This window comes from Paraburkholderia sp. CNPSo 3274 (assembly GCF_024206475.1).
Lineage (GTDB): Bacteria > Pseudomonadota > Gammaproteobacteria > Burkholderiales > Burkholderiaceae > Paraburkholderia.
Genome location: NZ_JAMBPR010000005.1, coordinates 106,662 through 120,804, shown reverse-complemented (window position 1 = coordinate 120,804; position 14,143 = coordinate 106,662). Strand labels below are relative to the sequence as shown.

At 64.2% G+C, this 14,143-nt stretch carries 13 protein-coding genes and 1 pseudogene; 9 read left to right on the top strand and 5 right to left on the bottom strand.

What is annotated here, in order from left to right; genetic code table 11:
• Positions 1–8 precede the first annotated feature (8 nt).
• Genes M3I54_RS04880 through coxB form a run of 3 tightly spaced genes read right to left on the bottom strand, consistent with a single transcriptional unit; the run spans position 9 to position 3,528 of the window.
• A complete protein-coding gene (locus M3I54_RS04880) occupies positions 9–347 on the bottom strand; it encodes a hypothetical protein (RefSeq protein ID WP_254333500.1) in 339 nt (112 codons plus the stop codon).
• A complete protein-coding gene (gene ctaD, locus M3I54_RS04875; RefSeq protein WP_254333499.1) occupies positions 344–2,881 on the bottom strand; it encodes a cytochrome c oxidase subunit I in 2,538 nt (845 codons plus the stop codon). Before ctaD ends, M3I54_RS04880 begins: the two co-directional genes overlap by 4 nt.
• A complete protein-coding gene (gene coxB / locus M3I54_RS04870; protein WP_254333498.1) occupies positions 2,878–3,528 on the bottom strand; it encodes a cytochrome c oxidase subunit II in 651 nt (216 codons plus the stop codon). The genes ctaD and coxB overlap by 4 nt, the downstream gene beginning before the upstream one ends.
• 96 nt (positions 3,529–3,624) lie before the next feature.
• Here coxB and M3I54_RS04865 point away from each other — a divergent pair, with 96 nt between their 5' ends.
• Positions 3,625–4,137: a DUF2231 domain-containing protein gene (locus tag M3I54_RS04865; protein WP_254333497.1), complete on the top strand. Its 513-nt coding sequence runs from the start codon at positions 3,625–3,627 to the stop codon at positions 4,135–4,137.
• Here the strand turns inward: M3I54_RS04865 and M3I54_RS04860 are convergent.
• Together M3I54_RS04860 and M3I54_RS04855 are read right to left on the bottom strand one after the other, a co-directional pair.
• The gene (locus M3I54_RS04860; protein ID WP_254333496.1) at positions 4,101–4,613 is read right to left on the bottom strand and encodes a CopD family protein; all 513 of its coding nucleotides are present in this window, start codon (positions 4,611–4,613) and stop codon (positions 4,101–4,103) included. The two genes, M3I54_RS04865 and M3I54_RS04860, sit on opposite strands and share 37 nt — an antisense overlap.
• On the bottom strand, positions 4,610–5,266 hold the full coding sequence (locus M3I54_RS04855) for a cytochrome c oxidase assembly protein (RefSeq protein WP_254333494.1): 657 nt from the start codon (positions 5,264–5,266) through the stop codon (positions 4,610–4,612). Before M3I54_RS04855 ends, M3I54_RS04860 begins: the two co-directional genes overlap by 4 nt.
• An 802-nt stretch (positions 5,267–6,068) precedes the next feature.
• Between M3I54_RS04855 and M3I54_RS04850 the strand changes: the two genes are divergently transcribed.
• From M3I54_RS04850 to M3I54_RS04815, 8 genes and pseudogenes are all read left to right on the top strand, one after another.
• On the top strand, positions 6,069–7,181 hold the full coding sequence (locus M3I54_RS04850) for an efflux RND transporter periplasmic adaptor subunit (RefSeq protein WP_254333492.1): 1,113 nt from the start codon (positions 6,069–6,071) through the stop codon (positions 7,179–7,181).
• Entirely contained in the window at positions 7,178–10,249 is a 3,072-nt protein-coding gene (locus M3I54_RS04845) for an efflux RND transporter permease subunit (protein WP_254333490.1), read from the top strand. Before M3I54_RS04850 ends, M3I54_RS04845 begins: the two co-directional genes overlap by 4 nt.
• On the top strand, positions 10,249–10,776 hold the full coding sequence (locus M3I54_RS04840; protein ID WP_254333488.1) for a Na+/H+ antiporter subunit E: 528 nt from the start codon (positions 10,249–10,251) through the stop codon (positions 10,774–10,776). Before M3I54_RS04845 ends, M3I54_RS04840 begins: the two co-directional genes overlap by 1 nt.
• Positions 10,769–10,993 (top strand): annotated as a pseudogene (locus tag M3I54_RS04835) (monovalent cation/H+ antiporter complex subunit F); the annotation flags it as partial. The gene M3I54_RS04840 and the pseudogene M3I54_RS04835, both read left to right, overlap by 8 nt.
• 56 nt (positions 10,994–11,049) lie before the next feature.
• Positions 11,050–11,343 carry a monovalent cation/H(+) antiporter subunit G gene (gene mnhG, locus M3I54_RS04830; protein ID WP_028202235.1) on the top strand — a complete coding sequence of 98 codons (294 nt, stop codon included), beginning with the start codon at positions 11,050–11,052 and terminating at the stop codon, positions 11,341–11,343.
• Positions 11,340–12,284, top strand: a complete 945-nt coding sequence (locus M3I54_RS04825) for a hydrogenase subunit MbhD domain-containing protein (RefSeq protein ID WP_254333484.1) — start codon at positions 11,340–11,342, stop codon at positions 12,282–12,284. The genes mnhG and M3I54_RS04825 overlap by 4 nt, the downstream gene beginning before the upstream one ends.
• Positions 12,281–12,631, top strand: coding sequence for a sodium:proton antiporter (locus tag M3I54_RS04820; protein WP_254333481.1), 351 nt, complete (start codon positions 12,281–12,283; stop codon positions 12,629–12,631). The genes M3I54_RS04825 and M3I54_RS04820 overlap by 4 nt, the downstream gene beginning before the upstream one ends.
• Positions 12,628–14,142: a proton-conducting transporter membrane subunit gene (locus M3I54_RS04815; RefSeq protein WP_254333479.1), complete on the top strand. Its 1,515-nt coding sequence runs from the start codon at positions 12,628–12,630 to the stop codon at positions 14,140–14,142. The genes M3I54_RS04820 and M3I54_RS04815 overlap by 4 nt, the downstream gene beginning before the upstream one ends.
• Position 14,143 lies beyond the last annotated feature (1 nt).

The following is a 14,143-nucleotide window of genomic DNA, read 5'->3' as shown; positions in this document are numbered from 1 at the left end:
CCTGCCGCTCAGATGCACGTGGTGAGCAGAAGTGCGGGGCCAAAGGTAATGACGGTCGCAGCCAACGCGGAAATCAGGGTCCAGATAACGACCGCGTGCATGAACGTGCTGATGCGCTCGGGACCAGGATCACGGCGCGCGGCGGCACGATAGCGCCATAGCCAGCCGATCGCGACCAGATGCAGGAGTAGTACGATTGCGAGACTCGCGCGCAGTGGGCCGGCGGCCCAGCCGAAGGCGCAGCCGATCGCATGCAGCGCGTAAAGAACGGCAAGCGCAAGGCACCAGACAGTGAAGCCCGCGGCTAGCCACCACAAGCGCCGGGGCGGAAACGGACGCGCATTCATGGTCTGGCTCCGAGCATGCCCACGAGGCCGGGCAGCGCGAGCACGAGGCCCAACGCGATGATGGCCGTCGCCAGCGTGTAGTCGACCCAGAGGCGCGTGAGGCGCAGGTCCGTCAGCCGTCGTGCGGAAATGAAGCCGGCGCCGAGGCGCAGCAGATTGCTGATGAGGAACAGCAGGCCGATACCCGCATGTACCGCGACATACGCGAGCAGTGCCGCAGCCGTCGCGCCGAGCGCATGTTCGCGAGGGTTCGGCGTGACACCGTTGATCAGCGCGACGGCAGCGGCCAGCGCGACGGCGAGCGCCAGCACAGTGAGGCCGATCGTGCTGTATGGCTTGCGTTCGCTGGCGGCGGCGCGCAGCGAGCCCCGCGCCGCCGCCGCCCCGATGGCCAGTGCGGCAACCGTGACGAACGCGAGCAGGCGGCTGGGTTGCGGCGTCACCGCAGCCGGCCAGTTTGGCGCGGCAATCCACAGATAGAATGTGCCGAACACGAGCGATGTAAAGAGCGTGCCGTTCGCGACCAGCGTGCAGGTCAGCGCGAGCCAGGCTGGCGCGCTCGAAACTTCGGTGTGCGGCGGAACGCTCACGCCATGGCCAACCGGCAGCGCGCCATAGTCGCGTGCGAGCCCTGCGCTCTGTCCTGCATAAATGAACAGTCCGAAGGTCACGAACGCGAACGCGAGCGACACCAGGTAGAACTTGAACAGCATCGCGAGCACGGCTGCGCAGGTCACGAGCGCGGTGACGAGCGGCAGATAGGTCGCGCGCGGCAACACGATCAACTGCTCGGGCTCGCCTGAAGTCATGTGTACGCCGAGCGTTTCCTGCCAGCCATTGCGTGTGAAGCCGAGATAGCCTTCGCCGCGCGCGAGCGAGGTCGCCAGCAGGCCGGGGGCGACACCTTCCGTTTCGGCATCGATACGCGGGATCGACGCAAATGCGTACGGTGCGGGCGGAATCGGCATGGCCCATTCGAGCGTGGTCGACTCCCATGGGTTGCGGCGCACGCGCCGGCCGAAGCGCACCTGCACGACGATGTCGATCACGACCAGCGCGAAGCCGATCGTCATCACGAAGCTGCCCACCGACGACAGCAGATTGAGCCAGTTCCAGCCTTCATCGCCGCTATACGTATAGATGCGCCGCGGCATGCCGAGCAGGCCGGTCAGGTGCATCATGAAGAATGTCATGTTGAAGCCGATGAAGACCAGCCAGAAGGCCGGTACGGACAGCCTGTACACTGCCGTGCGTCCGGTTAGCAAAGGCAGCCAGTAGTAGAACGCGGCGAGCATCGGAAACGCGAGCGCGCCCGCCACCACGTAATGCATGTGCGCGACGACGAAGTACGTATCGTGCGCTTGCCAGTCGAATGGCACGATCGCGAGCATCACACCGGTGAGCCCGCCTGCCGTGAACACGAAGAAGAAGCCGAAGATGTACAGCATCGGCACGTCCCAGCGCGGCCGGCCGTGCGACAGTGTGGCGAGCCAGGCGAAGAACTGGATCGCAGTCGGCACCGCGACGATCGCGGAGCCGGCCGAGAAAAACGCCAGCGCGAGATGCGGTATTCCCACCGTGAACATGTGGTGAACCCAGATGCCGAAGCTCAGGAACGCGAGTGCGATGATCGCGACGACGATAACCCGGTAGCCGACGAGTGGACGTCCCGCAAAAACCGGGATGATGGTCGACAGCACGCCTGCCATGGGCAGGAAGATGATGTACACGTCCGGGTGGCCGAACAGCCAGAACAGATGTTGCCAGAGCAACGGGTCGCCGCCGCGGGTCGGATCAAAGAACGGCAGATTGAACGCGCGTTCCACCTCGAGCAGGATCGAGCCGAGAATGAGCGGGGGAAAGGCCACGATCATCATCATCGCGGTCACGAGGATATACCACGCGAAGATCGGCATGCGGTCGAGCGACATGCCCGGCGCCCGCATCTTGAGGATCGAGACGACGATTTCCATTGCGAGCGAAAGCGCCGAGATTTCGACAAACGTGATCCCGAGCAGCCAGACGTCCGCGTTGATGCCGGGTGTGTAGACGTTCGAGCTGAGCGGCGTGTACATAAACCAGCCGCCGTCCGGCGCGCTACGCAGAATCAGCGAGACCGCCAGGATGGTGCCTCCCAGCAGATAGCACCAGTAGCCGTACGCGGTCAGCCGCGGAAACGCGAAGTCGCGCGTGCCGAGAATCTTTGGCGTGAGGTAGACCGCGAAGCTCTCCACCATTGGAATGGCGAACAGGAACAGCATCATGGACCCATGCATCGTAAAGACCTGGTTGTAGGTCTCCACGTCCATGAAGGCCGCATGCGGCGTGGCGAGCTGGACGCGCGTGAGCATGCCGAGGACGCCCGCGATCGCGAAGAACACGAACGAGGTGATCATCATGCGCATACCGAGGACCGTGTGATTCACGGCGGCAAGTTTCTGCACACCCGGCCCGGTAGCCCAGATCGCGGTGAGCTGGCGATGCAGCCGTAGCGCGCTCATGCCCTCTGAAGGCGGCTCGACGGGCACACTCATTTCTTCACCTCCCCGGCGGTGGCGGCGCTTTTGACGGCAGCGGAAAAGTCTTCAGGACGGTCGACGACCACGGCGAAATGCATCTCGGCATGGCCGATGCCGCAAAACTGGTTGCATTGTCCAGCGTATTGGCCCGGCTGATCGGCCTGGATTCGAAGCCGGGTTTCGTGACCCGGCACGGCATCGATCTTGCCCGCAAGGCGCGGAATCCAGAAAGCGTGCACGACGTCCTTGCTGGTGACGATGATGTCGACCGGCACGCCCGCCGGCATATGCAGCACGTTCCCGGTTTCCAGTCCGCCCTCGTCCGGGTAGCGGAAGGTCCAGCGCCATTGCTGCGCAATCGCCTCGATGCGCACCGGTGCCTGCGCTGGCAGCGGCAGCAGCCGTTCACCCGCGAGCAGTGCATAACAGACCAGCGGGATCAGGATGACGGCAGGCAGAACAAGGCCGCCGAGCACGATCCAGCGCATGGGCGACACCCGCGAACCCCAGCCCGGACGCCAGGTCACCATGAAGAACAGGATGAGCACCATCGCGAACAGCACCGCCGCCCCGGCGAGCATGACCCACCACAACCCGGCGATGGACTTCGCCGAGCGGCCTGACGGGTCCAGTGCCGAAAGTGGACCGGCGCAGCCGGACATGCCGACTGCCGCCAGGAGCAATCCTGCTTGGACCGATGCGCTCAGGAAGCTATGATGGTTTGCGGCGTCATTCAATCGACGCGAGGAGCTTCCGTCATGGCAAAGGAAGGCGATACCGGAGCCGAAACCAGGAGCGAAGTGCTCCTGGAACTGCTGCGTCTCGATGCGGGTTCCGCCGTTGCACTCGTTGGTCATCCGATTCACGTGATGATGGTGCATTTTCCGATCGCGTTCGTCGTCGCTACCCTGGGGGTGGACGTGATCTACTGGTGGACGGGCGATCCGTTCTGGGTGCGGGCGGGTCTGTGGGCCGCCGGGTTCGCGTTCTGGAGCGGCGTGGGCGCAAGCGCCGTCGGCACGGCTGAATTGTTGCTCGTGCGCGGCATCCGGCTGCGCGAGGCGAGCTGGTCCCATGCGGTCGCCGCCATGACGCTCGTTGCCATCGCGGGCGCCAACTGGGGCGTGCGTCTCTTTTTCCCCAACGAGGTTCTGCCGCATGGGCTTGCGCTGTCGACACTGGCCTCGGTGATGACGGGCTTCGCCGGCTGGCATGGGGGCAAGCTCGTCTTCGATCATGGCGTGGGTATTCTCGTGTCGCCGAAGGACTGATGCAGCCACCGGCCAAGCCCGCCGGGTTCGAACAGATGCGGGGCGATCAGGGTCGAGTCGATGTGCGGTTTGGCCAGCACGACCCAGATGATCGCTACGATGACGACGACGTAGGCCGTAGTCAGCCCGATCTCCGAGAACCGGCTGAAATGTCCGTCGGGCGAATAGAGTTGATGCATCACGAGGCCGGCCACCACGTGCAGCATCGCCATGATGCCGACCAGCACCATCTTCGCGGAAAACCATTCCACGAACGTAGCCTGCAGAAAGATCAATGCGGTGCCGCTGGCGATCGCCACGAAAGCGGCAGGCGAGGTCAGTTCCACGTACACCAGCCGCGTGACACGGTGCAGCCGGTCGAGATCGGCGGTGGCCGTGAGCGCGCGGCGCTGCCCGAACAGGAAGGGCAACGCGATGAGGCCGCCCGACCAGATGGCAATCGCGCCCAGATGGATGAATTTGAGGACGGTCGTCACAGATGAGGCTCACTGACGCGCAGGCCTGACCAGGCGATCCGCAACCCCGCGACGAGATAGGGGACCATCGCCAGCACCCACATCAATAGACCGGCTAGTTGCTGATCGGCGAGCGGAGTCAGTCCCCAGGCAGCCGTGGTATCGAAATGCACGGCATACAACGGCACGGGCGCGAATACGATCAGCGCGCCGAGTAGACCCATGTGCCCGATCGTCGCGACGAGCGCCATCAATGCGGCGCCTGTCTGCACGGACGCCGCGAAGATGCCGCGCCACATCAGCCAGGCGCTTCCAAGCAGCGTGATCTGCATTAGCCAGTAAGCAGGTACCGTAGAAAGTCCCCATGCGTAGAGCCCCGGCGCATGCCAGAGCCAGATGAAGCACGCATGCGCGGCGACTACCGGCGCGAGCGGGGGATAGACGAGGCGCGGCATCGGAAAGGCAATGGCGAGCAGCGGCGCGACAGCCGCGATCAGAATGACGTGATGAGTCACGCGTGCCGAGAATAATGCCGAAGACAGAGCGCAGAGGGGAGAAACGAATATGACGGCCAACAGTGCGATCGCTGCCCAGCCTGCTCGCGCGTTCGCCGACCAGCCACGCCCGACGACGAACGCGAGCGCAGCAAGCGACGCGAGTAGCAGCGGGTCCATATTCCAGCGTATCCAGAAGCTGTCGGGGACACTCGCAGGGCCACAGTAAGCGACCGGAAAATATGGCATGGCGCAATATCTTCGGCAAGTCCGGGTTCAGTACCGTGCGCTGACCGCAAAGGAAGAGGAACCTGGCGCGTTTGTCGGGACGGCAACGATCTTGTCGACTGCAGAAGCACTGTAGCTCAAATAACTCGCTCGGGGCTCCAAATATGCTTACGCTGCCCTTGAGGATTGCGAATAGATTACGATTCCCATCGGCAAACGTTCGTATCCGCCAGACAAAGTCCCGCTACGGGCGTAAGCCCGATACCACGGATGCGTGCCAGATGTTTGCAGCGCTCACGTTCCGCTCGCGTGGCCCCAATTTCGTGAAACGCCGTGCAGGGAAGGCGTCCGCGCCGTCTTCGCTGACCCATGAGTGCTTCATGAGATGGCTCTTCTTCGCGGTTCCGTCGGCAACATTACAATGGATTTTGTGAAGGGAAAGACCGGTTCCCTTATGGATGCCAAATCAAAATACGGCTTTTAAAAAAATCGGCTAGTCTCTACGCCTATACGACCGGAATACAGGGGCGACGGCAGGTTCGAGAATAAAGCACCAATAGCGCGGCGCGAATCTGGTTTGCATATCGCCGCCCAGCGTCGTGCTTTCCTGCGACCGTAACACCCGTGCGAATCCACCACTTCGTAAGGTGTTTGCGCGGGAGTCACCCGCGCGCCCAGCGGGGCTGCTACAGGGCGCGCTATCAAATCAGGGTGGATTCTGGCAGCCTGTTCAGGAATCCAGAGGAAAACGCCAGTGTTTGCGAACCATGCAACGGGTCGAGCGGTATCCCTGCCTTTCGCCGTGACGCTGTGTGTATTGGCAGCAGGTGCACTGTTGGCGGGCTGTCGCAAGGGCGAAGAGGCGCCGGTGGCAGAAGTGCGTCCGGTACGTGTCATCAGGATAGAGAAGCAGGAGGCGGGGAGCACCATCGCCTTGACCGGCCGGCTGCAGGCACAGGCCGAGATCAATCAGTCGTTCCGTATCGACGGACGAATGATCTCGCGCAACGTCGATGTCGGAGACCGCGTCAGATCTGGCCAGGTGCTGGCGCGGCTTGACCGGATGAACGAACAAAGCAGCCTGGAGTCCGCTCGCGCACAACTGGCCGCAGCTCAGGCGCAAGCCCTGGAAGCGCGCACCATGTTCACCCGCATGCGCGATCTGCTTGCGGAACATGCGGTGTCGCGTGCTTCCTTTGAGCAGTCCGAAGCGATGGCCAAGATCACACAGTCGCAAGTCGATTCGGCGCAGTCGCTGGTGAGCATCGCACAGAACCGCCTGAGCTATACCGATCTGGTTTCAGATGTCGCGGGCGTGGTGACGGCGCGCGGTGCGGAGCCGGGCGAGGTGGTTCCGGCTGGCCGCATGATCGTGCAGATCGCCCGCGAAGGCGCGGTGGATGCGGTATTCGACGTCCCCGCCGCAATCAAGGACGCCGCCCCGGAAAATCCTGACATTGTCGTTGCGCTTGCCAGCAATCCGGAGGTGACCGCCGTTGGTAAGGTGCGCGAAGTATCGCCCCGCGCCGATCCGGTGACCGGGACTTTTGCGGTCAGGGTGCGATTGCTCGATCCACCGGCGACCATGCGCCTGGGCAGCACGGTCATTGGCCACATGAAGGTCCAGCGGCCGCCCGCCATCGAAATTCCCTCGAGTGCCTTAATCCAGCCCGGTGGCAAACCGGCGGTCTGGGTGGTCGATACGAAGACGGGCACGGTTTCGGCGCGTGAGGTGCAGCTTCAGGCGTATGGCGAGGACCGCGTTCAGGTATCGCAAGGCCTGGCCACAGGCGACGTGGTCGTGACTGCCGGCGTGCAGGCATTACGGCCGGGACAAAAAATTCACTGGACCGAGGCAGCCAGGTGATTGGCCCGAATCTATCCGAGTGGGCGCTTTCGAAGCGCCCCCTGGTCGTGTTCCTCATGATCGCTGCGCTCGCCGCGGGAACCCTGTCATTTTTTCGGTTGGGGCGCGCTGAAGATCCGCTCTTCACATTCCGCACCATGGTGGTGTCCGCCGTGTGGCCGGGTGCTACGGTCGACGACACGCTCTCACAGGTGACCGAGCGGCTCGAACGCACGCTGCAGGAGACCCGTCACCTGGATCGCATACGCAGCTATACGACCGCGGGTCAGACGACGATCTTTGTCGATCTCCTGCAATCCACGCCGCCTTCCGAAGTCCAGGACATCTGGTATCAGGTTCGCAAGAACGTGGGCGATATGCGCCAGACGCTGCCGGCCGGAACGCTCGGGCCGTTCTTCAACGATGACTTCGGCGACACCTTCGGCATCATTTACGGATTTACCGCCGACGGCTACAACATGCGGGAGCTGCGCGATCGCGTTGAGGCGATCCGCTCGCGTTTGCTGCTGGTGCCGGACGTTTCGAAGATCGAGGTGCTGGGCGCGCAGGACGAGCAGATCTACATTGAATTCTCGACCACGCGCCTCGCGGGTTTGCGTCTGGATTACCCGTCCATCGTCGCGGCGTTGCGATCGCAGAATGTCATCAGACCGACGGGCGTCCTGCAAACCGGGCAGGAGCGGGTGTTCTTCAGGGTCACGGGCGCCTTCGATTCCGAACGCGACATCGAAAATGTCAACCTGGTGCTGGGAGGACGCATCGTTCGCCTGGGCGACATCGCCACCGTGAGACGCGGCTTCGCCGACCCTCCACAGCCGATGTTCCGCGTCAACGGGAAGCCGGCCATCGGCCTCGCCATCGCCATGCGCGATTCGGGCGACATCCTCGCACTCGGCCATAACCTGAAGGCCGAGATGGCCGACGCGACCGCGAACCTGCCTGCCGGCATCGAGCCGTTCCTGGTCGCCAATCAGTCAGATACCGTCGATGTCGCCATCAGCGACTTCATGGCGTCCCTCTGGCAGGCCATCATCATCATCCTCGTGTGCAGCTTCGTGAGTCTGGGCATCAGGCCGGGGACGGTGGTGGCGTTGTCGATTCCGCTCACGCTGGCGATCGTCTTCGCGATCATGGACGTCGTGCATATCGACCTGCACCGCGTGTCGCTGGGGGCGCTGATTATCGCGTTGACGCTGATGGTCGACGACGCCATGACCACGGTCGACGCCATGATCAACCGGCTCGCCGCCGGGGACAGCAAGCATCAGGCAGCGACGTTCGCGTACCGGACCCTGGCCGCGCCGATGCTGATCGGCACGCTCGTGTCGATTTCGAGTTTCGTGCCGATTGGTTTCGCGAAAAGCTCGGCCGGCGAGTATACGTTTTCCATTTTCGCGGTGGTCGCGATCGCGCTGCTCGTGTCGTGGTTCGGTGCCGTGATTTTCTCGCCGCTGGTGGGCGAGGCCATCCTGAAGGCGCCCAAGGAAGGTAAGGAGCCGAAGAAGCCCGGCAAGATGCTCATGGCCTATGACCGCTTCCTGCGTGGCGCGCTGCGCATGAGGTGGTTGACAATTGCCGTTACGCTGGCTGCGTTCGTGGTATCGATTTTCCTGGTTCGCTTCGTGCCGCAGCAGTTTTTCCCGGCGTCGGATCGCCCCGAGTTGACGATGGATCTGACCTTGCGCCAGAACGCGTCGATCCACGCCACCGAGGTGCAAGTCGAGCACATCGAAGCGATTTTGAAAAGCGATCCCGATGTCGATCACTTCAGCAGCTATGTAGGTCGTGGCGCGGTGCGCTTTATTCTCACGCTGAATGTCCAGTTGCCCAATCCGTTTTTCGCGCAGATCATCGTGGTGGCGAAAAATCTGGAGGCGCGCGACCGGCTGCATCTGAAACTGGAGAAGGTGCTGAGCGACCAGTTTCCCGGCATCGTGGCTCGGGTGTCGCCGCTGGAACTGGGGCCGCCGGTGGGTTGGCCGCTGCAGTATCGCGTCTCGGGACCCGATCCGGCACAGGTGCGCAGAGTCGCACTCGATCTCGCCGGTATCGTGGGTGCGGACCAGCGCACGCGTCATATCAACTTCGACTGGATGGAGCCGGCCCGGCAGATCCGCATTCACATCAACCAGGATGAAGCGCGCCAACTCGGCGTGAGCAGCGCTGCGCTGGCCGCCATCATGAACACCGTCATTACCGGCACGCCGATCACGCAGATACGCGACGACATTTATCTCGTCAATGTCGTGGCGCGAGCGCAGGAGGAGCAGCCGCTGACGGTGCAGTCACTAGGCACCTTGCAGGTACCCACGCCGAGCGGCCGGATGGTTCCGCTCAGCCAGTTCGCGACGTTCACGGAGGAACAGGAATCGCCGCTGGTATGGCGGCGAAACCGCGTACCGACGCTCACGGTTCGAGCCGACGTGATGCATGGCGAACTGCCCGACGAAGTCGTCGCGACCCTGGCGCCGAAACTCGTCGAGTTCAATGCGAAGCTGCCCAAGGGCTATCGGGTCGAGACCGGCGGCATATTCGAGGAAAGCGCGATCTCGCAGGCATCGGTGTTTGCCGTGGTCCCGGTCATGATCGTGTTGATGCTCACGAGCATGATGTTGCTGCTGGTGAGCTTCCGACGCCTCGCCATGGTGGTTTCGGTCATGCCGTTGGGCCTGATAGGCGTGGTGCTCGCGCTGCTGGTCTTCAACCGGCCGCTTGGCTTCGTCGCCATTCTGGGCATTCTGGCGTTGATCGGCATGATCGCCAAAAATGGCCTGATCCTGATCGTGCAGATCGAGACCTATCGCCACGAGGGCATGGGTGTGCTGGAGGCCGTGGTCGCCTCGGGCACGTCGCGCATACGGCCCATGATATTGACCTCGATCTCGACCGTGCTCGGCCTGATCCCGATTGCGCCGACGGTGTTCTGGGGCGCGATGGCCTTCGCGATCATGGGCGGATTGCTGGTGGCGACGCTGTTGACGCTGGTGTTTCTGCCCGCCCTGTACATGGTGGTGTTCGGCAAGGAAGACCGGCGCGGCGGGTCTTCCCTAAAGGAGGCGCCTCTTTGATGATCTCATCATCGCTGCGTGCTTTCCTGCTCGACTGGCGTTCGCACTGGCGCGTCGGGTTGGCCCGCGCGCTGTGTTTTCTGGCGATATGGTTCGTCCTGATGCCGAGCGTGAAGCCGGCCGATCTCGCATGCGGCCTGATCGCGACGATCATCGCGACGCAGATGAGCCTGCGTCTGCTTCCTCCCGCCGCTGGACGGTTGCGCCTGGGTGCTTTACTCGTTTTCGCGCCGCATTTTCTCGCGCAGTCCGTGCTGGCGGGCATCGACGTCGCGCGCCGCGCATTGGACCCGCGCCTGCCTTTGCAGCCGGGGACGGTGGTCTATCACGTCGGCTTTCCGCCGGGGACGGCGCGCAACGGTTTCGCCATCATCACGAGCCTGTTGCCGGGCTCGCTCCCGGTAGACGAGACCGCGGACGGGCTCGTCTACCACTGCCTCGACATCTCGCAGCCGGTCGCCGAGCAACTGGCGGACGAGGAGCGGCGCCTCGCCGGCGCGCTGGTCAGCGGTGAACGTCATGGCTGACGTGCTCATCGCCGTCTGCGCACTGGTGCTGCTAATGGTGGCCGTGGGGCTGCTGAGCGTGCTGCGCGGGCCCACGCGCGCCGACCGCATGATGGCCGCGCAACTGTTCGGCACGGGCGGGATTGCGGCGCTGCTGCTGGTCGGCACGGCAACCGGCGTGGATTCGGTCGTGGATGTCGCGTTGACGCTTGCCGTGCTCGCGGCGTTCGCTTCGGTCGCCTTCGTGAAGGCCGATCTCCAGTCAGAAGGCGATACCGCGAATGAGGACCGGAAATGAAAACCGCAGCCGACGTCTTCACGATCATTGCCATGCTGGCCGGCCTGTTCTTCTTCGTGGCCGGCACGGTTGGGCTGTTGCGGTTTCCGGACACGTACACGCGGCTGCATGCGCTCACCAAGGCCGATAATCTGGGCCTCGGCATGGTGGTGGTGGGGCTGTTGCCCCAGGCCGGTCATATCGTGGTCGCCCTCAAGCTGATCGTGGTCTGGCTGCTGGTGATGCTGACGTCGTCCGATGTGTCGCAGCTCATCGCACGCGCCGCGCGCCGGCAGGAGAAACGCACGTGATCTCCGCCATCTCCGTCGGCATCGGGATTCTGTTGCTGGCGCTCGCGCTCTGGACTGTCGTTGTGCGCGATACGTTCGCCGCGGTCGCCGGGTTCATTCCTTACGGCCTGCTGCTCACGCTCGCCTGGCTGGTGCTTCGCGCTGTCGACGTGGCGTTGACCGAGGCGGCCATCGGCGCGGGCTTGACCGGCGCGCTGCTGATCCGCGCGGCTTCGCGGCTGCGTCCAACCGAAGCGGCTGCCCAAACCGAAACGCCGGGCCTCGGAATGCGTGTTGCGGCCGGCGTCGCCGCCGCGGCTGTGGCCGCCGTGATCGCCTTGTGCCTGCTGCGCTTGCCGGACCCCGCGCCGACACTCGCGCCCGAGGTGGCGCGGCACATTCAGGCAACGGGCGTCGGCAATCCGATCACGGCGGTCCTGCTGTCGTTCCGCGCGATCGACACGCTGCTCGAAGCGATCGTGCTGCTGTTCGGCGTGGTCGGTGTCTGGTCGCTGGCGCCGGACCGCTGTTGGGGCGGCAGACCGGGACTGGCGCAGGCGGTCAGCCCCAACGACATTCTGGTGTACCTGGCGCGAGTATTGCCGCCGATAGGTGTCGTAATAGGCATCTACATTTTCTGGGTCGGCGCCGATCATCCGGGCGGTAAATTCCAGGGCGCCACGGTGATTGCGGCAATGTGGCTGCTCGTCATGATGTCCGGTCTGCGCGACGCGCCTCCGGTCAGCCGGCGCTGGTTGCGCGCCGTGCTGATTCTCGGACCGGCTGTCTTCATCGTGCTCGGCCTGCTCGGCGCGGTCATGGCAGGGGCGTTGCTGGCGTACCCCGATGGGTGGGCGAAGGTGTGGATCATCATCATCGAAGCCGCGCTGCTCCCTTCGCTTGCCGTGACCCTGGTACTCCTGCTTGTCGGGCCGCCGCAGCGGCCGGAGGCGAGTCCATGAACGTCTCGCAGCTGTTCGGCTTGACTGCCGCCGCTCTGGTGGGTTTGGGCGTGTATGGCCTGATCGTCAACCCGCAGCCCTTGCGCAAGGTGCTGGCTTTCAACCTCATAGGCAATGGCGTTTTTCTGGCCTGTGCCGTGATCGCGCATCGTGGCGCGGGCGCTGGCATGTCGGGTGATCCGGTGCCGCAGGCGCTGTTGATCACGGCGATCGTCGTATCGTTCGCCGCTTCCGCGCTCGCGGTCGGACTCATGCTGCGCCGGTTTGCGGAAACCGGCACGAATTCGCTTTCGGCGGACGGCGATGCCGCGCCGGGCGAGGCGCGCACCAATACGGAGGCCAGGTGACGACGCTGGCGCTCACAGGGCAATCGACGCCGGGTGGCCTGCTGCTGGCGCTCGCGGTGCTATTGCCTTTTGCCGGCATGCTGGCCGGATTGACGCCAGGTGGCCGCCACGCGCAACGTGTAGCCTGGGTGACGATCGTCATCGGCATAGGCATCGTGCTGGAGATCGCGGCCAGGCTGCTGGTCTCGGGCGACGCATTGCGCTATGCGCTCGGCGGCTGGGCGCCGCCGCTCGGCGTCATGCTCCGCGCGGACGGCCTTTCGGTCTGCATGATGCTGGTGGTTGCCGTGGTGGTTGGCGCGGTGGCCATCTACGCCAACGGCGATTTCGGCACGCCGCCCGGCGCGCGCGAGGCGCGCGCGCCGCTTGCCTTCTGGCTGCTGCTGCTAGGGGTATGGGGAGCGCTCAATCTGGTGTTCGTGAGCGGCGACATCTTTACGCTCTACGTCGCGCTCGAACTGCTGACCTTTGCCGGCGTCCCTTTGGTATCACTGGACGGTCGCGCCGAAACCTTACAAGCGGCGTTGCGTTATCTGCTCTATGCGCTGATCGGCTCGATGCTGTATCTGCTGGGTGTTTTCCTGCTTTACGGCGCGTATGGCACGCTGGACATCGCGCTGCTGGCCGGGAGGATCGCTCCCGACCAGCTAGTGTGGACGGCGGTGGCCTTGATGACCGCTGGCATGCTGGCCAAGACCGCACTGTTCCCGCTGCACCTGTGGTTGCCGCCTGCCCACGCGGGCGCGCCCGCCGCCGCGAGCGCGCTGCTGTCGGCATTGGTCATCAAAGGATCGTGGTTCGTGGTGGTGCGGTTGTGGGTCGATGTCTTCGGTGGCATGGTGAGCGGGTCCGTCGCGCAACTGCTTGCGGGCCTGGGCGCCATGGCTATCCTCTTTGGCAACGTGGTGGCGCTGCGCCAGGTCCGCCTGAAGCTCCTGATCGCGTATTCGACGGTTGCCCAGATCGGCTATCTGTTCCTGCTGTTTCCGCTCGCCGCGCAGCATGAGAGCGCCCGCGCCGTCACGGGCGGCTTGTTGCAGGCCGTCTCGCATGCGAGCGCGAAAGCGGCCATGTTCCTCGCGGCCGGTCTGATCTATAGCACGTTGGGTCACGACCGTCTGGCCGACCTGCGCGGCGCGGGGCGCGCCTTGCCCATGACGCTGACAGCTTTCGCGCTGGCGGGCGCCACGTTGATCGGCTTGCCGCCCTCGGGAGGCTTTCTGGCCAAGTGGCTGTTGATGTCGGCGGCGCTGGCGACCGGGCAATGGTGGTGGGCGCTGGTGATGCTGCTCGGCGGCCTGCTCACGAGCGTCTACGTCTTCATGGTGGTCGTGCGCGCGATGGAGCCCGCCGCACCCGGCTGGTCGCCAAAGAAGCAGGTGCCCCGTTACCAGCAGCTCGCGGTGCTCGGCCTCGCCACGTGCTCCTTCCTGCTGGGCCTGGCCGTGCTGCTGCCCGTCGACGTGGCGCAGATTGGCCGCACGGTGATACTGCCGGCGGGGATGCCATGAA